This window comes from Moorena bouillonii PNG (genome assembly GCF_001942495.1).
GTDB lineage: Bacteria > Cyanobacteriota > Cyanobacteriia > Cyanobacteriales > Coleofasciculaceae > Moorena > Moorena bouillonii.
The window spans coordinates 971,408-991,954 of sequence record NZ_MKZS01000001.1 but is presented as its reverse complement, the minus strand read 5'-3'; the positions used below and the strand labels follow the sequence as shown (position 1 = coordinate 991,954).

General features: G+C 44.0%; 21 protein-coding genes and 1 pseudogene. 12 read left to right on the top strand and 10 right to left on the bottom strand.

Going from position 1 to position 20,547, the window contains the following annotated elements; genetic code table 11:
• Positions 1–44 precede the first annotated feature (44 nt).
• The gene (locus BJP37_RS04035; RefSeq protein WP_070391159.1) at positions 45–269 is read left to right on the top strand and encodes a DUF2811 domain-containing protein; all 225 of its coding nucleotides are present in this window, start codon (positions 45–47) and stop codon (positions 267–269) included.
• 208 nt (positions 270–477) lie between these two features.
• On the top strand, positions 478–1,122 hold the full coding sequence (pth, locus tag BJP37_RS04030) for an aminoacyl-tRNA hydrolase (protein ID WP_075896664.1): 645 nt from the start codon (positions 478–480) through the stop codon (positions 1,120–1,122).
• Here pth and BJP37_RS38400 read toward each other — a convergent pair.
• Together BJP37_RS38400 and BJP37_RS04025 are read right to left on the bottom strand one after the other, a co-directional pair.
• Entirely contained in the window at positions 1,068–1,241 is a 174-nt protein-coding gene (locus tag BJP37_RS38400) for a hypothetical protein (RefSeq protein WP_158069403.1), read from the bottom strand. The two genes, pth and BJP37_RS38400, sit on opposite strands and share 55 nt — an antisense overlap.
• Before the next feature lie 84 nt (positions 1,242–1,325).
• The gene (locus BJP37_RS04025; protein ID WP_081431063.1) at positions 1,326–2,612 is read right to left on the bottom strand and encodes a Sll1247 family protein; all 1,287 of its coding nucleotides are present in this window, start codon (positions 2,610–2,612) and stop codon (positions 1,326–1,328) included.
• Positions 2,613–2,944: 332 nt separating this feature from the next.
• Here BJP37_RS04025 and BJP37_RS04020 point away from each other — a divergent pair, with 332 nt between their 5' ends.
• Complete coding sequence (locus BJP37_RS04020) at positions 2,945–4,318, top strand: UDP-N-acetylmuramoyl-tripeptide--D-alanyl-D-alanine ligase (protein ID WP_075896662.1); 1,374 nt, start codon at positions 2,945–2,947, stop codon at positions 4,316–4,318.
• 22 nt (positions 4,319–4,340) lie between these two features.
• Here BJP37_RS04020 and dapF read toward each other — a convergent pair whose 3' ends face one another.
• A complete protein-coding gene (gene dapF / locus BJP37_RS04015) occupies positions 4,341–5,186 on the bottom strand; it encodes a diaminopimelate epimerase (protein ID WP_075896660.1) in 846 nt (281 codons plus the stop codon).
• Positions 5,187–5,375: 189 nt separating this feature from the next.
• On the opposite strand from dapF, the gene BJP37_RS04010 reads away from it, so the two are divergent.
• A complete protein-coding gene (locus BJP37_RS04010) occupies positions 5,376–6,644 on the top strand; it encodes an RNA-guided endonuclease InsQ/TnpB family protein (protein WP_075896658.1) in 1,269 nt (422 codons plus the stop codon).
• Positions 6,645–6,771: 127 nt separating this feature from the next.
• The gene (locus tag BJP37_RS04005; RefSeq protein ID WP_070391154.1) at positions 6,772–6,993 is read left to right on the top strand and encodes an Hfq-related RNA-binding protein; all 222 of its coding nucleotides are present in this window, start codon (positions 6,772–6,774) and stop codon (positions 6,991–6,993) included.
• Between the two features lie 206 nt (positions 6,994–7,199).
• On the opposite strand, the gene BJP37_RS04000 is transcribed toward BJP37_RS04005, so the two are convergent.
• Positions 7,200–8,183 carry a hypothetical protein gene (locus BJP37_RS04000; protein WP_075896656.1) on the bottom strand — a complete coding sequence of 328 codons (984 nt, stop codon included), beginning with the start codon at positions 8,181–8,183 and terminating at the stop codon, positions 7,200–7,202.
• Between the two features lie 289 nt (positions 8,184–8,472).
• On the opposite strand from BJP37_RS04000, the gene BJP37_RS03995 reads away from it, so the two are divergent.
• Positions 8,473–9,417: a M23 family metallopeptidase gene (locus BJP37_RS03995; RefSeq protein WP_075896654.1), complete on the top strand. Its 945-nt coding sequence runs from the start codon at positions 8,473–8,475 to the stop codon at positions 9,415–9,417.
• Between the two features lie 724 nt (positions 9,418–10,141).
• A complete protein-coding gene (locus BJP37_RS03990; protein WP_075896652.1) occupies positions 10,142–10,711 on the top strand; it encodes a late competence development ComFB family protein in 570 nt (189 codons plus the stop codon).
• A gap of 64 nt (positions 10,712–10,775) precedes the next feature.
• Here BJP37_RS03990 and BJP37_RS03985 read toward each other — a convergent pair whose 3' ends face one another.
• Positions 10,776–11,501 (bottom strand): L,D-transpeptidase, encoded by a 726-nt coding sequence (locus tag BJP37_RS03985; RefSeq protein ID WP_229415188.1) that lies wholly within the window; start codon positions 11,499–11,501, stop codon positions 10,776–10,778.
• A 185-nt stretch (positions 11,502–11,686) separates the two neighbouring features.
• On the opposite strand from BJP37_RS03985, the gene BJP37_RS03980 reads away from it, so the two are divergent.
• On the top strand, positions 11,687–12,340 hold the full coding sequence (locus BJP37_RS03980) for a sigma-70 family RNA polymerase sigma factor (protein ID WP_070391151.1): 654 nt from the start codon (positions 11,687–11,689) through the stop codon (positions 12,338–12,340).
• Between the two features lie 205 nt (positions 12,341–12,545).
• Positions 12,546–13,097 carry an anti-sigma factor family protein gene (locus tag BJP37_RS03975; protein ID WP_075896650.1) on the top strand — a complete coding sequence of 184 codons (552 nt, stop codon included), beginning with the start codon at positions 12,546–12,548 and terminating at the stop codon, positions 13,095–13,097.
• A gap of 96 nt (positions 13,098–13,193) precedes the next feature.
• Here BJP37_RS03975 and BJP37_RS03970 read toward each other — a convergent pair whose 3' ends face one another.
• Positions 13,194–14,624 (bottom strand): protein adenylyltransferase SelO, encoded by a 1,431-nt coding sequence (locus BJP37_RS03970; protein WP_075905732.1) that lies wholly within the window; start codon positions 14,622–14,624, stop codon positions 13,194–13,196.
• Between the two features lie 133 nt (positions 14,625–14,757).
• Here BJP37_RS03970 and BJP37_RS03965 point away from each other — a divergent pair, with 133 nt between their 5' ends.
• Complete coding sequence (locus tag BJP37_RS03965; RefSeq protein ID WP_070391149.1) at positions 14,758–15,009, top strand: CRR7 family NDH-1 assembly protein; 252 nt, start codon at positions 14,758–14,760, stop codon at positions 15,007–15,009.
• Between the two features lie 11 nt (positions 15,010–15,020).
• Here the strand turns inward: BJP37_RS03965 and BJP37_RS03960 are convergent.
• Together BJP37_RS03960 and BJP37_RS03950 are read right to left on the bottom strand one after the other, a co-directional pair.
• Positions 15,021–16,339 (bottom strand): annotated as a pseudogene (locus tag BJP37_RS03960) (RNA-guided endonuclease InsQ/TnpB family protein).
• A gap of 303 nt (positions 16,340–16,642) precedes the next feature.
• Entirely contained in the window at positions 16,643–17,206 is a 564-nt protein-coding gene (locus tag BJP37_RS03950; RefSeq protein ID WP_070391148.1) for a DUF2854 domain-containing protein, read from the bottom strand.
• Between the two features lie 314 nt (positions 17,207–17,520).
• On the opposite strand from BJP37_RS03950, the gene BJP37_RS03945 reads away from it, so the two are divergent.
• Complete coding sequence (locus tag BJP37_RS03945) at positions 17,521–17,700, top strand: hypothetical protein (RefSeq protein ID WP_075905730.1); 180 nt, start codon at positions 17,521–17,523, stop codon at positions 17,698–17,700.
• A gap of 127 nt (positions 17,701–17,827) precedes the next feature.
• Here the strand turns inward: BJP37_RS03945 and BJP37_RS03940 are convergent, their stop codons facing one another.
• Together BJP37_RS03940 and BJP37_RS03935 are read right to left on the bottom strand one after the other, a co-directional pair.
• Complete coding sequence (locus BJP37_RS03940) at positions 17,828–18,250, bottom strand: response regulator (protein WP_075896646.1); 423 nt, start codon at positions 18,248–18,250, stop codon at positions 17,828–17,830.
• A gap of 365 nt (positions 18,251–18,615) precedes the next feature.
• Positions 18,616–19,974: a DUF3370 domain-containing protein gene (locus BJP37_RS03935; protein ID WP_075896644.1), complete on the bottom strand. Its 1,359-nt coding sequence runs from the start codon at positions 19,972–19,974 to the stop codon at positions 18,616–18,618.
• Between the two features lie 211 nt (positions 19,975–20,185).
• Between BJP37_RS03935 and BJP37_RS03930 the strand changes: the two genes are divergently transcribed.
• Positions 20,186–20,533 carry a hypothetical protein gene (locus BJP37_RS03930; protein ID WP_229415186.1) on the top strand — a complete coding sequence of 116 codons (348 nt, stop codon included), beginning with the start codon at positions 20,186–20,188 and terminating at the stop codon, positions 20,531–20,533.
• The last annotated feature ends 14 nt before the right edge of the window (positions 20,534–20,547 follow it).

The following is a 20,547-nucleotide window of genomic DNA, read 5'->3' as shown; positions in this document are numbered from 1 at the left end:
TCAGGTGGCTTTTTCCAAAAATACCTTTATATGAAGAGGTGACTATGAACGCAACCGTAAGTATCCTGGCAGAAATCCCCGAAGACCTGCACGAGTCTCTCAAGCGCTACCTAGAAACCCATCCTAGCTGGGACCAAGACCGGGTCTTCGCAGCAGCACTTTCCCTGTTTTTGCTCCAAAATGGTATTGGTAAGACTCCAGAAACGTCCCAGAGTTATCGCGCTTGTGCTCGTGTCTATCTGGAATCCCTCTTTCAATATCCTGCGTAGTTAATCCGGGATGGGGAAAGGTATAACGTTTGAAATATAACGTGTGAAATATAACATGTAAAGTATGACGTGTCAAGTTCCGCACCCATGCCTGCACGGCTTCGCCCTACTCCCCACTCCCTTGTTATGATGTCCGGAAACATCTAGATCATAAAGGGTAGGTAATGGGTAACCCATTACCTACCCTTGACCCAAACGATTTTTGACCATGAGCACTATCGAAACAACCGGACAAATTATAATTCCTCAACTGATTGTGGGTTTAGGTAATCCGGAACCCAAGTACGATAAAACGCGGCACAATATCGGTTTTGAAGTGGTCGATGCGATCGCACGTCGATTACAGATTTCAGGGAGCGAAAATCGCCGCTTTCAGGGATGGTTTGGTCAAGGAATTGGACTAAAAGGAAATAAGCTAAGCTTGCTCAAGCCCCTTACATACATGAATCGCTCTGGACAAGCAATTCGGGCGGTGACTGATTGGTACAAGCTCACACCTGAGTCGGTCTTGATCATTTATGATGATATGGACTTACCAGTAGGGCGTTTGCGTCTGCGCCTTTCCGGTTCAGCGGGAGGACACAATGGCATGAAATCCGCAATTGCCCATCTGGGTACGCAAAACTTCCCTCGCCTGCGCATTGGTATTGGCAAATCCAGTCAGAAGCCAGACACGATCTCCCACGTCCTAGGAAAATTTTCACCTCAGGAAACCAAGTTAATGTCGGAAGTAGTCCAACTAGCCGTTGAGGCAGTTGAACTTTCTCTTAAGCAAGGTGTAGAAAAGGCCATGAGTCTCTACAATAATCGGAATTTGGCAACTATAGCAAAGGGAACAGGGAGTAGGGAGTAGGAAGTAGGGAGTAGGAAGTAGGAAGTAGGGAGTAGGGAGTAGGAACTAGGGAGTAGGAAGTAGGGAGTAGGGAGTAGGGAGTAGGCAGTAAGGAATTCGGAAGTCGGAAGTGGGAACAAATCCTGTGTACGTGATCGGTATTATCAACTCCACAGTTATAGCGCTATAGTTATAGCGCTAGGTTAAAATTCACAGAATCCGAATCATAAAATCTGATTAAGGCAGGAGATATCAGCTGATCCAAAGTGGACACTGAAGGCAATATTCAAGTTTTCCAGAGACGGGACTAACCAAGGTACGCTGTTTCTGGTTTGGGACTCGTAGTGGTTAAACAGAATCGAAAATCGCTTTTCTAAATAGGGCTTGACTTTAGCGCAGACCAATACAATCTTGAGCAATAGTCCAGTGGTAATGGTGGTTCCTATATTGCCAATCAAATCAACAAATGTATAGTGATGGGGGCGCTTAGGGCTTTCCACTACCAAAAAATTTAACAATTGAGTACAGGTGCGCACCACCATAAATTCATTGGGCGTTTGGTAATCCCATTCAGGCAAGGTGCTTTGCAAATGAGTATACAATCGCTGGTTAAACTGTTGCTTCCCATAGGCTGGGTCAATCGAGGCAATCAAATATTCATATAAATCGTCCTTGAAGTCTTTAAAAAAGGCTGTGTGCCGACTGTGGGTATGGAAACTACGAGCAAAATCTCGGTAGCTGTAAGACCCTTGCACTTTTCCAAAAAACTGCTTGAGAGCACTTGCCAACTCTCGTTCGGTCAGCAATGTGGGATTTGACACTGGTTGAATTATCCGTTTTGGAGTCGTGATAGCCCGATTTCGCATGACATGGGCGCATCGCACCTGATAGGTTACGTACTTAGATAAATCACAGTCAAAGCGCCGTTGAACCCTAGCTTGAACTTGCCGTACAGTTTGCTGATATTCCTGAGAGCTGTCTTCACTGAGTAAGCAATGTTCATATAAGTAGGGATACCGCTGAATCAAATTTGCCACTGGTTTAGAACCATTAGAGTATTGAGGTGTATCACTCATTACTCTAGACAGACGTTGCAGAGTTAGATATTGCTCTGTTCTTTTGAACAGCTGCATTAGTTCCCGCAGGCGTCTAGGAGCCCGAGAGTGAACCCTCAAAGAAGGCGGCACATGATCAAACAGAGCTACCAATTCTTGGACTGCTCTTCTGGTGTTTGGTTTCAGATGCCAGTGATTGATCAGAATATGGCAGCAGCGATTGACCACAAATCGGAACTCTGTCGGAGCCCGCTTATCGATTACTATCTTTTCCAAGGCCAACCAGATTTCAAAATCTTCGTATCCCACTCCATCCAGGAAGAGCCTTTGGAAGCGTTCAATTGATTGCTTTGGTGATTCTACCCTTACCCACTGGAGTAAGTGATTGTAGACTTGCTGCTCTGGCAAGCTAATATGTCGAATTTCCGATTCTTTAGAGTCTCTCCAGGTGGTCACTTTAGGTAGCTCTCCTAGGTGCTAAAGCTAGGGCTCATCAATGGTGGTTGGCTTGAGAAGATGAAAATTCAACTTTGAGTGGCTTAGCTAACACAAAGAGAGTTCGGTGTATCACAATATATCTACGGTGGTAGATATATTCTAATGATCACCTAAACTTGAGGTGAGCTATTATATTATTAGTATATCTTCATCTACTCTTTACCTAATTGTGCCAATGAGTGGAAATTGTGAAAATTAAGTAAAAACCATGTGAAAGTTATTGGCTGACCAGGAAAATAGAGCGTTTAGAGAAAACAGCACAATTAGGACACTGGGGGAACAAGAAATTTATGGTGTGTCGGCTTCTTGTAGGAAAATTAGTTGACATTCTCGCCGCCAAGACCGTAGACATTCCAGAAAAAATCCTGGAAAAGTCATTCACTGGCATTACCACTGATACCCGTCACCTTGAGCCGGGTCAACTATTTTTAGCGCTGCGGGGTGAAAAGTTTGATGGTCATGATTATGCAGCTCTGGCTGTAGAGAAGGGGGCATTAACGGTCATTGCTGAGGCGACTAAAGTTACCCAACTCGAAGGTTTGCCGCTGATTCAGGTAGAAAATACTCTCAAAGCCTACCAGCAAATTGCTCGGTGGTGGCGTGACCAGTTTGAGATTCCGGTGATTGCTGTCACTGGTTCTGTAGGCAAAACTACCACTAAGGAGCTAATCGCAGCAGTTTTGTCTACTAAAGGAACTGTACTCAAAACCCAGGCCAATTACAACAATGAAATTGGTGTACCCAAAACCTTGCTTGAGTTGTCACCAGACCATGACTATGCTGTAATCGAGATGGCAATGCGTGGTTCAGGACAGATTGCTGAATTGACCGAGATCGCCAACCCTACGGTGGGCGTGATTACTAATGTGGGTACAGCTCATATTGGTCTGTTGGGTTCTACGGAAGCGATCGCAAAAGCCAAGTGTGAGTTATTAGCACATATGTCCAACAAGGGTGTAGCGGTTCTCAATCACGACAATCAACGCCTAATTGATACCGCAGCTGAGGTTTGGCAAGGGCAAACCATAACCTATGGTTTAGAGGGTGGTGATGTCCAAGGAGAGTTGATTGCACCGGAAATCCTGAAAGTAGAGGGCATGGAGTTTCCTATCCCCCTCCCAGGTCGCCACAATGCCCTGAACTATGTAGGGGCCCTAGCCATTGGGAAATTATTGGGGGTGGATTGGGAAACCCTCAGGAATGGTTTAGAGGTTGATCTACCGGCAGGTCGAGCCCAGCGTTATGAGTTACCTAACGATGTAGTGATTCTCGATGAAACCTACAATGCTGGAGTTGAATCTATGGTAGCTGCCCTAGAAATGCTGGCTCAGACTCCTGGCAAACGCCATATAGCAGTACTTGGGGCGATGAAGGAATTGGGAACCAAATCCGGTGAACTTCATCAGCAAGTGGGTCAAAAGGTTGAGCAACTCAATCTAGATGGCTTGCGGATTTTGGTGGATGAAAGTGAGCCAGAAGCAGAAGCGATCGCAACCGGTGTTACTTCGGTGCCAGTTGAGTGTTTCTGTGACTCTAATCCTCTAGTGGAACATCTACTGGGGTTTGTCCAACCTGGGGATCGTCTATTGTTTAAAGCATCCCATTCCGTTGGTCTCGATCAGGTAGTCAAGCAGTTTAAAGCAGGATTTCCCCAGCAAGATTGATACATAGCCAACAAATCTGGACTTATCCCGAGATTTGCGATAGTTTACCGGTGAAAACTTGCTCAGCTGGCCCAGTCATGTAAACTCGCTGGTCGGTTTCGGACCATTCAATGTCAAGACAACCACCAGGAAGCTCCACGGTACAAATGCGATCGCTTTTGTTAGTTAACACACCAGCCACCACAGAAGCACAAGCCCCCGTGCCACAGGCGAGAGTTGCCCCAGCACCCCGCTCCCAAACCCGCATCTTGATATAATCGGGACGCACCACTTGGATAAATTCTGTATTGGTTCGTTGGGGGAAAACTGAGTGATGCTCAAACAGTGGACCAATAGTTTCCAGAGGTATGGCATCGGCATCGTCCACAAACGTTATACAGTGAGGATTCCCCATACTGACACAGGTAACCTCCCATAATTTGTCGGCTATTTCGATCGGGGTATTGATCACCTTTTGGTCAGCCTCTGCCAAAACAGTGGGAATTTGAGCTGCACTAAGCTGGGGCATCCCCATATCCACCCTGACTTTACCATCGCCCTTGAGTTCAGGAATGATCACCCCAGCCAGGGTATGGATCCGATAATGAGTTTTGTGATTATCCCCCTCTAAATCAGCCAGAAACTTTCCTAAACAGCGAATCCCATTACCACACATCTCTGGTTCAGAACCATCAGAGTTGAAAATCCGCATCGTATAGTCAGTACCCTCTTGTCCTGGCAGGGCAAAAATCACACCATCTGCACCGATTCCAAAATTGCGATCGCATAGCTGCAGCGCTTGATCTGAGGTTATTCTGGGTTCCGGGTCATCCCGATTATCAATCAGAATAAAGTCATTCCCCAGTCCATGGTACTTTGTAAACTCCATAGTAAACTCCCTATTAATCGGCTCTGGTGCTATGGTAATTCTTTTGTAGCCTTTTGTTTAACTGGCGAGGGGGTTTGGGGGAGTCCATGTATGCCGACGGCATACATGGACTCCCCCAGTATTTTTCATCCCCATCAAGGGGATGAAAAATACATTGACTGATTTGTGTGTTTATGGTAGAGTTTCTCTATGCTGATGATGAATTACTCCTACCGTATCTATCCAAGTATTGACCAACAAGCTCAAATGCTTGAATGGTTAGAGACTTGTCGGGGGGTTTACAACTATGCTTTGAGAGAGTTGAAAGACTGGTTGGCGAGTCGAAAATGTGAATCAGACAGATGTTCGTTGTCGAAAGAATATATCATCCCAGCCAATACTCCATTTCCGAGTTATCATCTTCAGCAAAACAACCTCCCGATAGCTAAAAAGGTTAATCCAAAGCTCAAGAAAGTCCATTCTCAGGTATTGCAGACAACAATTCGTAGGCTGCATGATACCTGGGATGATTTTCGTGCTCGTGGTTTTGGGTTTCCTCGATTCAAAAAATCTGGTCAATTCAAGTCATTTCTGTATCCACAGTTCAAAAAGAACCCGATACAGAATGGCGTGATAGATCTCCCCAAGATTGGGAAAGTCACAATCAACCTGCATAGACCGATTCCAGATGGATTCCAAGTCAAGCAAGTTAGGGTTTTGTCGAAAGCCAGACATACTCAATGGTACGTTGTTGTCACAATTGCTTTAGACGTAGAAATCCCAGATAATCCACCTGGCGGTCGCGCAATTGGGATTGATCTGGGACTCGAAAAGTTCTTGACAACCTCTGATGGTTTCACAGTAGAACGTCCCAAGTTTTTAAAGCACCTACAAGGCGAGTTGAAATTACTGCAACGTAGAGCAGCTAGAAAACAGAAACGTTCTAAGAACTACTCAAAAGCACAAGTACTGGTGGCAAGATTACATCATAAAATTGCCAATACTCGCAAGGATTTTCACCTGAAAACCGCACATCTTTTGTGTGACCACGCAGAGACTATCTTTGCCGAAGATCTCAACACAGTTGGACTCAATAGAGGAATGCTACGAAAAGAGTGTATTGATGCTTCTTTTGGACAGTTCCTCGACTTACTCAAATGGGTTTGTTGGAAACGAGGTGGCTACTTTGAAAGAGTAGATCCTAGTGGAACCAGTCAAACCTGTCCAGAGTGTGGGGCAACTGCACAGAAACTGCTCAGTCAACGAGAACATATCTGCCCTGAATGTGGCTATCGAACTCATAGAGATCATGCAGCGGCTCAGGTGATTAGATTGCGAGGATTGGAAAAAGTACCCGTGGGCGACGGGGAAAGGAAACTGTCTGCTGATAGCGTACTGCCGGGTGAGTGTAACTCACAGGTAAGTGCTACGCAGAAAGTCTCAGTCGTGAGGTTGAGAAGCCCGCGCCGTAATCTCTGATTCGGCGTCGGGAGAAGTCACAATACTGTTTCTGATCATGCTGCCCAAAACGCCAAAAACCCTCCTGGCCAAGTATGATTGGTTATGATTGTTAGGGTTCCCACACATCCCACGATTTTTTGTGATTATGGCCCAATTCGATACCGGCTTGCCCAGTATTAGTCAAATTCAAGGCTATATCAAAGACCAACAACTCCTAGAGCTAAAACTTCTCACTGGAGATTCCTTTAGCGGGCAATTGTGCTGGCAAGATCAAAACTGCCTGTGTCTGATCACTCAAGATCAGCAGACCATCATGATCCCTTATCATGCGATCGCTTATCTAAAGCCACAGGCACCTAAAGCCTAAAGGTAACCATTCAGCCGTCAGTGGTCAGTTTATTTTATTCAAAGGTACGCTCTTACCATTAAGAATTAAATTCGCGTGATTGTCGCACCTAAAAGCACCGATTGCGCTACTTGAGGTGCTGCGAGAACAGTAGCGTGGCCTTTAGCTGATAGCTGATAGCTGATAGCTGATTGCTAAAGGTTAAAGGCTAAAGGCTGAAGTTTGATTTACAACTTATAGCTTAGTCCAGTCAGTAACAATATAGTTGCGATAATACAGCCGAAGCATCCCAGGGCAAGATTAGTCATATTCGATTGACTTGCTGATGCTAGGGCTGTATTGAGATCCGGTGAAGTTAGACGTTCATAGTTTTTTATTGCCACATTCGCTTCTGGTAAAGAAGAGATCAGACTACCAATAAAATAATGTAAACCTACAAACACTGCTGAGCCCAACCACTGACTTAATACTGAACTATATAGTTCAGTATAGGCCAAGAATAAGGCATTTAAAACATAACATAATACCGTCAGGGATATAGTCCCTAAAAAAAACTTCCACCAGTTTGACTCAAAATCTTCCTCAGTGATATCTTCAAATAATCCTGGGCGCTTCTTTTTCAAGTTATTTTCAAAATACACAAATATCCCAATCCCAATTATACAGATCAACACTCCGATTAATAACCAGTGCCATGTTCTTAATGGGATGTCTTCTGATAAATAATTAAACTGAAAGCCTCCGGTTAGGCACCAATAGGCTATACTGGCAAATCCAAACATACTTAAGGACATAATTGAATGCCAAATTACCAACTTTTTTTCACGATTGATTAGAGTCAGGAGATTTAATATCTTATTAAAATCCCTCTTCAAAAACCACTTAACTAAAACAAATAATGGAGCAACAAAAAACATAAGATAAATGTTTGCAAAATTTGAGCCTAGTGGGGTAGCTATCCCTCCTAGCCTACCTAATCCCAGTGAGACAAGCATTAAAAGTAACTCAGGATTGTTGGTACTTGAGTTAATCACCAAGGTGCGTTGCTCGCGCCCTAAATACTCACCAGCAAGACCCGCTGCACAGCTCACCATCAAATCAGTGGTGTAGGGAATTAACCAAAAGCAAAATGTTACGGCTGTAATTAAAGAAATCACCAGGAAGGGGATTTCACCAATGAAGTCATGGAGCTTGATGATCCAACTGTCCATTAATTTAAACCTCGACTTAGTTTGGCAATCGTGAGTTACCCTTAAAAAAAACTATTTCATAGTTTGGTATTGATTGATATAGAGCATCCATCGACCGAATTAGCCTAACCGTTAGTGTGATAGACTATCGACCTTACTTAGATGTCCTTTTATGATGGCACCTGACTCAATCTTCTTTGGCCAGGTTCATCTGCAAACTAAATGGAATTGGAAACACACTGGGCTAAATGATAGTCTATGCCCCAGTAGCTAAAGAATAAAAATCTATAGTCGCGCTTTGTATAAGTCAGTGAAATTACTATCCTCTCATGGCTCACTATCAGGGCTAGAGCACTATTCTCCTTCTAGTCCCACCCCACTTCTGAGTGCAAAGCACCTTGCCAAACGCCTGATTACAACTACAGCAATAGCCCTGGCATCGGGTTTTGTAGCCCTGTGCCAACCAGTGCAAGCTTTACAGGTACAAGTTCAACCAGACAATCCCCAGTTAGGCGATACTTTGTCAGTGGTAATTCAAACCGAAACAGTCGGTTCACCACCGACCGTTTCTATGGGTCAAAAGACCTATCCTACCTTTGCAGCAGGGACAAATCGTTATCGAGCTTTAGTACCTACTACACCATTAGATAAACCAGGAAAATTGGTTTTGCGGGTGGCTGGTGATGGTAAAGTCAACAACATAGCTGTACCACTTCAAAATCGGTCTTTCCCTGTCCAACGCATCCGGCTCTCTGGCAAAGCCTCTGCTCCAGCAACCCAGCTTGAATTAAATCGGGTTGCCCAGTTTAAAAAATTATTGACCCCAGAAAAATTCTGGAATGGTAAGTTCTATAGACCCAACAATGCTCGTGTCTCCAGCGTTTTCGGTATTCGTCGCTACTACAACGGTGTCTTTGCTAAAAACTACTACCATCGTGGTGTTGACTATGCCGGTGGCTTCGGTTCACCAGTAGTAGCACCAGCAGCAGGACGGATAGCACTAGTGGGACGAGAGTCTCAAGGTTTCCGGGTTCATGGTAACACCATAGGGATTAACCATGGTCAAGGGGTACTCAGTATCATGCTGCACTTGAGCCAAATTAAAGTTAAAGAGGGGGATTTTGTTCAAGCTGGCCAGGTCATTGGTACCATTGGTTCTACAGGTGCTTCCACTGGTCCTCATCTACATTGGGGTCTCTATGTTCACGGTCAGTCAGTTGACCCGGTACCCTGGAGATGGCAAGGTGTGAATTGACCTGACCCCAGCCCATCACTTAAGTGGATCACCTATACAATAACTAAGCCAGCACATTTTCAATCATAGATAAATCTAAACATCAAGGGTTAGTGGACAGTAGGCAAAAGTCTCACAAAGCTTGGCCATTGACTCAAGTAATTTGCTATACTTTAACTATCGAATTAGTGCCACGACCTTGTGTCAATTAAATAAATTTCCCGAAAACCAAGGGTTTTGTAGTGACATTGGATCTGGTTCTAGAACCTTAATGGCGCACAGTGAAGCGAGCAATCCCTCGCCTCACTGTGAAGCGCGGAGATACCCCCTGGCTGAGTAATCAGCTGGCATTGGTGGTCTGAAGTTGATATTGGTAGACTTTGGTAGCTAAAAAGTATCGGTAAAGCTTAAAGGTTAAAGGGAACCGGCAAGAGGGAAAAATTTTCTTTCCTCTTGCCGGTTCCCTATGGGTTAGCTGTTAACTTGTCCTGGCTTTAGGAATTAGTGGTTATTGACCACTACTCCATAAATTCCTCGTGTTTATAGTTAGTCATGGTATAACGCCCTATGGCTAACTTACTTTTTTTGATTTTACTAGAAAATCCCACTAACCACTGACTCCGCTTCACGAAATCCCCCAGATTCACCCATCGGTATCAGCTTAATCAGATCAAGACGAAGCTAAATTCCTAGATTATACTATTAATTATTTTGACCATTAAATCAATAGCTATTAAATCTACTCATGAGAATTGAGCAAATTGTAGAAAAAGCGTTGAAAGATGGCTACTTAACTCCCCTGATGGAGAGTGAGGTCGGTCGCCTTTGTGACACAGCTTCGGAACTCTCCATTGAAGAATATATGGCATTAGACAAGCTGATGGGGGCGCTGCTATCTGGTGAGGTGGTTACAGTTGCTCGCAAGCAGTTTATCAATGTCATGGAAGAGTTGGTATTAAGCGAAGCAATTGATCAAGTTACCAAGATAGAAGACAAGAGCGATCGCTTTCTGGAGGTAGGAGATATTGCTGCCTATGCCCTCAATAGACTGCCCCCTCTCTATGCCACTACCGAAAAAGGTGCTCAATACCAGCGTAAAAGAGCAAAGCAAGACCTAATGGATTTAATTAACCATCAAGTCAAGGATGCCATAGCCAAATACCTAGAGCGACCTGATTTTGGCGCTGATCGCCAAGCAATCCGCAAAAAAACCAGCAAAGATCTGATGGGACAGATTAGTAGTATGTTAGAGGGCTGTGCACCAGGCTTTGAGCCCAAGCCTCAGCGCTCAAATGGATTACATGGATTACGTTGAGTCAGTGTTAACAGGTTATGGTTAAAAAAAAAATTTTAAAGTACAATTTTTGGAGTTGAGATGTTTAATTTCTCACAATTACTGGTGTTCCTAGACTGACCTGCTCATACAACTGTTTAATATCCTGGTTGAGCATCCGTAAGCAGCCGTGGGAAACCGCTTTGCCGATTAGCTCTTCTTCATCAGTGCCATGAAGCCCGATTTGATGGTGTCCGTCAGACCAAAAACCAATCCACCTTTCTCCTAAAGGATTATCAGGTCCAGGAGGTATGAGTTCACCAGTAATCGGTTCTTTCCAAATAGGGTTGGGTTGTTTGCGAATAATTTTGAAACTGCCAGTGGGTGTATCCCAACCGGGTTTACCAATAGCAATTGGGTGGCTCTGGAGCAATTGTTCTCCCCAGTACAAATAGACCGTAGTATCACTCAAATCCACAACTACCTGGTAAGTAATAGCAGCAATTGCGTCAGTAAAATAAGAAGTGGCTGGTAAAACCTTGGGAATTTTTGATTTCAGTCTCTTTAGCGTTACCTGAGGTTTTATCAGATCTGAGGCTGTTTTTTCGGATGACAACGGTTCCAGTTCTGGGTATACTGAAGAGGTTTTTGTCAGCGTCTTATCTGTATCGAGTCGTGCTATGGTCAACCGAGAGGTTGCTGGCAAGACCTGGCTAATCTCAGGTGTAAGTTGCTTCAGGTTAAGCTGTGGTAGTTTAGCTGAGATTAACAATCCTGCTGACCCAAAGCAAAATATCATTAAGCTGGTGTTAATTGAGTTGCTTATGGCCATAATTAATTTATTTAATAGTTAATTAATTGGGAATGACTAGTTAATTTAATAGTTAATTGGCTGTTTGCTGGCTCAGTCCACTACAAGCGTGAAAATGTAACATAGACTAGTGCTCGATGAGCGGGAACCAATCGCAGAAGTTGGGAGTCAATGAGAGGAAGAAAGTTTTAGAAGCTATTCCAATCATGAGTCAACCAATTTCTCTATCCTGGTCAACAGAGGTAACACTTCCTCAAGTGCCGGTGCAACCTGAGAAACTCTCTAACTATGATTTGGTTTTACGCTGTCAGGAAGGTATGAATCCTGACCGCACAGCCTTTGCTGAGCTACTACGTCGGTATCAGTCCCACGTGGATAAGATTTTGTATCACTTAGCACCAGACTGGCAAGATCGCTCCGATTTAGCCCAAGAGGTCTGGATTAGGGTTTACCGTAATATTAAACGACTTAATGAACCAGTCAAGTTCAAAGGTTGGTTAAGCCGTATTGCCACCAATCTTTTCTATGATGAGCTCCGCAAACGCAAGCGGGTAGCCCACCCCCTGTCTCTGGATGCACCACGTCATATGGATGATGGCGATATGGATTGGGAAATTGCTTCAGCAGAGCCTGGTCCAGAAGAAGATATGACGACCAGAGAGTTTTATGAGCAACTGCACAAGGCAATATCAGAGTTGCCAGAAGTGTTTCGTACTACCATCATCCTTAGGGAAATCGAAGGTATGGCTTATGAAGAAATTGCCGAAATTACTGGCGCTTCTCTCGGAACCGTTAAGTCGAGAATTGCTAGAGCAAGAGCGAGATTGCAATCTCACCTGCAAGCTTATCTAGATTCCTAAACATCAGTATAGTTACTTAATAATATCTCAAATTTTTACAAGGCTTGCTTAATCATATCTTTATCTAAAGCCCCTGATTTAACCAGACTTGCTTGATCAGATCTTTATCTATTAGCAGGATTTCCTGTATTGGTTATTCCCTTAAAATAAAAAATATGGGAGATCTAGTGTGGGGAGTTTACGATGACTCGTTGGTGATGAGAAAATGACCTCTAAATTTAACCCTAACCCTGATAACACTTATGGGCAGGAATCTGCCAAAGATATGGATTCCCTCAAACGCGATCGCTTTCAATTAATCAGTGCCTACGTTGATGGGGAAGTAACATCAGCAGAGCGCTCTGATGTGCAGCAGCTATTGGCAACTGACCCAGATGCCAAACGATTATACAATCGACTGCTGATGCTACGTCAGGCATTCCGAACCATGCCCGTCCCACAAACAGAGCAACCAGCTCAAGAACTGGCACAGCAAGTTTTCTCAAAAATTGACCGCCGCCGGAATCGCCGAAAATTTGTTTGGGGTGGTGCTGCCCTTGCTGCCATGTTTGTCGGTGCAGTTTCGATGATTGTGCCTAATGGCCCCTCACCAGTGCCACAGATAGCGAATAACGTAACTCCATCCCCGAAAGCAGAACCCCTCAGGATTGCTCTGAATCGACCGCTGCTTGAGATACCATTAGCTCCAGTGTCATCTCCTAGACCGTCTGTATTACCAGAATTTAAGGGAAATGTCAATAATCCTAATTTGAATTAAATTAAATTGGGATAAATGTAAATTGGGATAAGTAAATTGGGATAAAGGGTTCTTGCCTCAGCTTGGAACTAATCACTATTTCAGTGTTTAGCTTTTTCATTGTTTACCTTGTAGTTTCGTGATCAACTCATAAAATGGCTCCCAATTATCTTCCTGAGTAATTGGCTCCCAAACTGCTTCAATGACAGGTCTGAGTAAAGCAGTTTGCGGATTCTTATCTCGCAGAAGTGCTGACATATCCTTGAGCTGATCAACTGATAAATTTTGTAAAAGGTGGTAGTATAAATTGCGCCAATCTGCTAGGGATGAATACTGAGCCTCTGACTCCCAAAAAGATTCTCGGCTCATTATCTGAGTAACATCATCTCGCCAACTCTTATCAAACTGTTGGGCTAATTCAGCAAAGAAAGCGTGATAACCAACCTGAGTATCTTGCAGGAACTGAATCGTTAACCTCAATAACTCTGACTCTTCCGACTCTGGCAACTGTTCAAATCCCAGTTTATTCAGCATCAAGTGCCGATAATTGCGGTAATAATGTTTCCCAAACTCGGCTAAACCTGCTTCCATCTCCGATGTTGGGATTACCATCCCTAACGGTTGCTGAAGCATTTCTAAATTTAACTGACAAATTCCAGGTTGATTGCCGTAACTATAGCGCCTGTAATAGTCAAAGTAAGCAGCGGTAAACTTAGGGTCATAGGTGGGGATAAAGGCGAATGGTCCATAATCAAAACTTTCTCCAGTAATCGACATATTGTCGGTATTTAAGACAGCGTGACAAAAACCCGCTGCCATCCACTGGGCTGCTAATCGAGCCACTCGTTCCACCAACTCAGCGTAAAACTGAGCATACTGCTCATGTTTGTTATCCTCCTTTAGGGGGATTATGCTTGGGTAGTACTGCTCAATTACATGGTCTAATAGCTTTTTGATTAAATCCGGACGCTTAAAGTAATGCAGTCGCTCAAAGGTACCAAACCGGATATGGGAACGGCTAAAACGTACTATCACTGATGAGCGAGTTGGAGAAGGTTCATCACCTCGCCATAGTTGCTCACCAGTTTCAATCAGGCTCAGACAGCGGGAGGTTAAAACTCCAAGATGGTGCAACGCTTCAGCTGCAAGTACTTCCCGCACCCCTCCTTTGAGGGTCAGTCTACCATCAGCAGTTCGGGAGTAGGGTGTGGTGCCAGAGCCTTTCGTACCGAAGTCGTAAAGTTCCCCATCGATTCCTCTTACTTGACCATAGAGAAAACCTCTTCCATCCCCTAGTCTAGGGTTATATTCACCAAATTGATAGCCGTGGTAGCGCAGGGCTAAAAAAGGTCGAACTCCCTGAAATTTACCGAAAGCTTGGATAAAGTCTTGGTCATTAGTGTCTTGGGGATTTAACCCAATACGGGGTAGCAATTGGTCGTTACGAAATCGCAGGATATGCCTAGGAAATTCTGCTGCTGCTACTTCGTCAAAATAGTCATATCCCAGGGATTCTAAGGCTGGCTCGTAGTTGAGAGAAAGAAACATATCGATCAGGGTTTTGTAGCTGGCACGGGAATAGGTTTGCAAAGGAATAGTTTTTTAGTTACCACAAAGACCCAAAAAATCACAAACATCCTAAGATTATAAACGAAGGAAGAAAGCAGATTTGATCTAAGATATGCCTAATTCTATAATGTTCCAGGAAGATGGGTATGTAGTTCTCGAAACTAATCAGCCAGAGGTGATTCTGACTGCAATGGAGTTAAAGTCAAAGTTAATGGCAATCTTGGCAAATCGTCAGGATGATTTGCCAAGGGATTTGCAGCATTTGACCTCTTTAGAGGAGCAAGGACAGTATTTGATGGAGACCAGCTGTGAATTAGATGTAGGACCTGGAGAGTATTTGCAGTGGTATGTAGTGCGCCTTTGACACTCCCCGGCCTAAAGGCGCGGGGATTCTTCGCTCAACGACCCGACTTGCTGAACCTGGCCGGAACCAAGAACAGTAGAGGCCAGATCTCCCGAAGAGTTCGGATCTATGATCCAGGTTCCGGTGTGCCCCACCGTACCCAAGGCTCTTTTTAAGATATTGATTGCGGCGTTGTGATCTCGGTCTAGTTCACAGCCACATTCGCAGACGTGAGTTCTGGTTGACAGTGACTTCTTTACTACCTCGCCGCATTCTGAACAATTTTGGCTTGTATAGGCAGGGTTTACCGCAACGGTGACTCTACCAAACTTCTGACCAAAATGCTCTAACCATTTTCTAAATTGATACCAACCTGCATCGTTAATAGATTTAGCTAAACAATGGTTTTTAACCAAATTTTTGACTCTTAAATCTTCATAGGCGACCAAGTCGTTAGACCGGATTACGCAACGTGCTAGTCTCTTAGCATGTTCTTCACGCTGCCTACTTATTTTAAGATGCTGTCTGCCTAATTTATTAACGGCTTTCTTGCGGTTAGATGAGCCTTTCTTTTTGCGAGATACTCGGCGTTGATAAAACTTTAGACGCTTTTCTCCTGTTCTATAAAAACGTGGATTAGGTTCGGTGTTGCCTTTAGAGTCGGTATAGAATTCTTTCAGCCCTACATCTAACCCTACAGTGGCATCAACTGGATCTAGTTGTTCTTTTACATCGACAGAGATGCAAAACTGAACATAGTAGCCATCCGCCCTTTTTACAATGCGAACCCGTTTGATTTGCTTTTTGTCGAAACGCCACAAATCCCAGGTACCTTTAAGTTTAAGCTTTCCGATTCCTTTCTTGTCACTGAAAGTGATTGACTTTGTGTCAGAAGAAAGTTTCCATCCTGATTGCTTATACTCAACCGACCTACAGTGTTTCTGAAAACGGGGATAGCCTTTCTTCCCAGGTACTTTTTTCTTGCAGTTTTCAAAGAAGCGAGAAATTGATGACCGGAGATGAAACCTTAGAATAGTGGAGCCTTTATAGGCGATAGGCTATGCAGAAAAGGGTTAAAACTCATGAAATAAGGCTCCACTATTCTTACGGTAACTTCTAACCATGCTCTTTCAGCCGCAGCTTGTCGAGCAGTAGAATTTAACTCATTGGCAAAAGGGAATTCTTTAGCTAGTATCTTGCAGTACTTGCTAAGGTCGTATTTCCCTGTCCCTTTGTTATCCATCCATAAACGAATGCAGCTATTACGGATAAATTTAACCGTCCGAATTGCTTCGTCTATTGCTTGATATTTATGGGGCTTACCGTATGCTTTAAGCTCTACTATGATCATCAGAACTCGACCTCTTCTATTAGAACATTACGCTAACACGTCCAGCGAAAACTGTCAAGGTTAGATTTCAAACTTTTTCACGGCGACTAAAGTCGCTAGTCACTTTCAGCCCCGCGTCTAAAGACGCGGGGCTGAAAGTGTTTGGTTTTCTAGTAAAAACTATACCGGCAACAGAACAGCAACGCTGAGCGCCGATGTCTAGGCAACAACTCGGCGCTCAGCGTCACGGGGCGGTATATGACAGACTGTTTAAAGTGAGAATCCCCGTCTAGGTAACAGTGGGGAGCTTTAAAGGTAAGGTCTTTAGACGCTGGTGGTTTCTTCCGGTATTGCCACTAGTGCTACATCCACCTGGTCTTCTTCAAGTTCGGTTAAATCTACTCTAATACCAGGTCCAAAGAAGTTTTCCAGTTTTTCCTGCTTTTTGAGCCAAGTCTCAAAAGGAATTAGTGGGGAGTCAAATTCGAGAATTAAGGCATAAGCACCATCCACCGAAGTTTCTCGTAACCCCATCAACACAGGTCTTTCTTCATCAGTAGGAGATAAACCAAGGCTTTCCAAGGAACTATCTAGATGGGCTTCTTGACCATAGCGATATCGCATTACGTCTTTGCGAATCTGGTTTTGGATTGGGGTGGCGCTTTGCTCTCGCAGCGTCAGGACTTCAGGAATTGTTGGTTGGCTTAATTCCACAGGCTTTAACTCGGCAGCTTTGAGGGCAAGACCTCCTAGTAGAATCGGAATTCCATAAAAGAATCCCACTAGATTCAGGGTGGCATTATCGGTAGCGTAGGCAACAAAGCCGATTACGGTCAGTAATCCACCAATGACTAGACCTACAGTTCCTAGGGAAGTTCGGGGTAACATTATTTAGCTATGTAACAGAAATAACTCCAGTTTTATTATCCTAGAGTGGTGGTCAAGTCATAAAAGTTGACAAAATTACCAATATATGGTTTTAGCTTAATTTTATCCACTCCTATCTGCCCTATCCCCCATCTCCCCATCATTACATGAACCCAATACTCTGATTACTGGCTTGACCGATATTTCTGAGTCTAGCTAAGTAAGTAATGAAGTAATCAATGCACCAAGTCTTTCTCTTAAATACCTTATTCCCCCTTTTTATGATAAAATCTGATCGTTATCATAAAATTATTGTAGATAAGAGACAGCCAAAAATGGAGTTGGAAAAAATTAAGGAGCGAATTACCTTAATCACGAGTAAACGGGAATCCTTGTTACGGCTTCTGGAGCAACCCGATTTGGGAACCCTCAGAATTGACGTTAATCAGGCTCTGGAAGAGCTCGATGACTTAATCGATGAATTTAAGCGTACTTTCCCCGAATATAAAGGCTAACTGATGCCTAAAAAAATTGGCGTTGCTGATTAATGGAATAACTGAAGGTAATAGATAATTAGGAAATCAGCTGACTATAATTGCATAATTCCTTAGTTTAGCAGCGCCTTATTATAGTTTTCCTTTCTCAGCTGATTTTAGCTAGTGGTTCTAGACAGTTAACTTTATCACTCCCCATTTTCCTAACTAAATTAATTAGATCTGAGGTGGCAACATCTTTCCTACAGAAGATGTCAACGGGAGCAGTTTGGCTCATCACCTCAATTTGGGGGTCTTCTACTGAAGAGTAGGCAATAATTTTAGTGTCTGGCTCTAGACTTTTGATCCGGGTGGCTGCACTGAGACCATCCATCATAGGCATTTGTAGATCAAGTACTATAACATCCGGGCGATGGCACTCTACCATATCAATGGCTTCTTTCCCGTTACTAGCAAGAGCAACTATCTCAATATTCTCCTGAGCAGAAAATGCTAACTGAAGGCTATATCGAGTTAATTCATGGTCGTCAACTACAAGAACTCGCAAGGCAGGATGCTCACAGGAAAACATAGGAAGACACTGATCATTGTTTGACTTTTTCAGTCTAGTAAGTTAGAGTATAACATTTTATCTACCTATCGAAATAATCAACTGATCATTTCATGAATTTATTACATTGACTACAATATCAATTTACATTGATACATATAACCTGATGTGACATACTCCCCACCTTGCCATCCTCACAGGGCTAGGTTTTTTACATTTGGGTTGGGAGTCGGGAGTCGGGAGTCGGGAGTCGTCAGAAGCGGGAAATGGGCAGATGGGGAGATTTTTATTGGATCTATGCGCAAAAATAAATATGAAATCAAAATCTATCGCTTTTGCCTTTTGCCTGGTCAACACCCACGGTTTATGAGACTTATGCAAGAGGTCTATTGATGGTGTGTCCGAACAGTTAAAACTTGGGGGGGTGTCGAGTCTGGTGGATAGAGAAAATCGACTTGCACCAGCCGTTGCTCAAGGGGTGGCATCTGCAACCTAACTTGGGCTACCCCCTGCTCACCACGCCGTTGTACCAAATGCACATAGCGCGTCCGAGGTAAACCTTGATCATCCTTATAGCTCAATTGCACTGTCCCTCGGAAAAATATTTGCTTAGCTGGTGCCTTTAAAAACCTTAATCCTCCCTGGATTTGATCTTGTTTAATTGGTGTCTCAATAGCCAGGGTGACCGTTTGAGTATCCCGGGTGGGATTAATCAGTGGCAAGGTCAGGCTGTATTGCACCCCATAGTTACCATGGGCAAAATAGGCGGTATCTGGATAACGGACTAACATCGGCGCACTCTGAATTTGACCAGTACCTAACCTGCCGTGATGGAGGGTACTCAGTCCGTAGGAAAAGGCTTTTCCCGGTTGCGGAATAGTTAGAGATTGAGCAGTAGGATTATCCACCAACTGAGCTTGCCATCTAGAGCCTCGGGCTACTCCTGCCACTCGACCGTAGATAATTGAACCAGTAGTAGCAATCGGATCAGTCGGGGCGCGATCGCGTGGTCCAGCTAACTCCCCTTGCTCTAATAAATCCTGCCATTGAGCTATAGTAGGAGAGCGTTCATTGCCATTACTATCTAAAGGTGCATACTGAGCAAGACTAGCGGCGTATACTTTTCCATCACTGTATAACCGCATCAACGTTGAGCGACCATTAATCGGTGGTGTCAAGGTTCGCACTGGAATTGGCAGATTCAGCAACATGCGGCTTTGCTGAGCCTGAATCACCAATTGGGCAGGAAATCCCTCTTGCCTACCTCCACGGAGAATATCACTCATCACTCGGCTACCAGGCCCAGCATAAACTCTACCGGAAGAATTATCTACTTGGGAGGGTAATTCGATAAATGGTGCATCAGGCTGACTCAGGTAACTAGCTGCCTCAATAATATCTACTGTTACTGGTTCTTTGCCCGGATTGTGGAGGATAATCCCTAGATAGAGGGTGCGCAAATCATCTAGGGTGGCTGCTTTGGCAACATGGTGGGCAAAGATATCAAAGCGCCCCTGAAATGGAAAGTTTAAGTGAGCCCCTGGGTTGGCTTTGTCAAAAGGGGGAAATGTGGACAGTAAAATTCCTTCAGTCTGTACTAGTTCGGGACTGTTGCTGTTGAATACCGGTACATTATCTAATTGTCCTGGTAGAGGGCGTATTTCTTGGAGTTGCACGATTTCTACTTGAGGTGTTGGTGCTGGGGTGGCTTGAGCCAGGGTGAAATTTAGTAAAAATGGCAGCATGGATAATGGGGTTTTAGTTAAACCAAAATTGGTTAAACCACAAAGACGTGAACAGGCCAAGATTTTGATAAAGGTGCCATCTGCGTTCGTTCAGAAACTCTGTTAGTTACAGGTGTTTAGTTACAGGTGTTGGCTAGCTGGGAATTCTGAGTTTTAGTGATGCCAGCTGGGATTTTCCAGTATGGCATGGGAAAACATTGAATCTATAACTATGACTTTTCTTTACCATCAAGTTTCCCTTGCCCAACTTTCTACCAAGGCACGTTCTGATCGCACACGCTGGCAGTCAGGAACTGAATTAGCTATGGTTACCTATGGGGAAGTGTCTCTTGGTTTTATTGTCCCTCTGGAAATTCTAACTGCTTTGCCCACTGAGGCGGTTGCTGGAATGCCCCTAAAAGAACTACAGCGTTGGCTGTTTAGAAATCGGGAAGGATGGCTGGAAGGGATTATGGATGCTTTGACTCTCACTTACAAAAAACAGGAGGTACTCGGGTTGCTCCACCCTCGCTACTCAAATCAGTTATCAGAGCTAGTCATAAGTAGACAATCGGCTTAAACCAGTGAGTATTT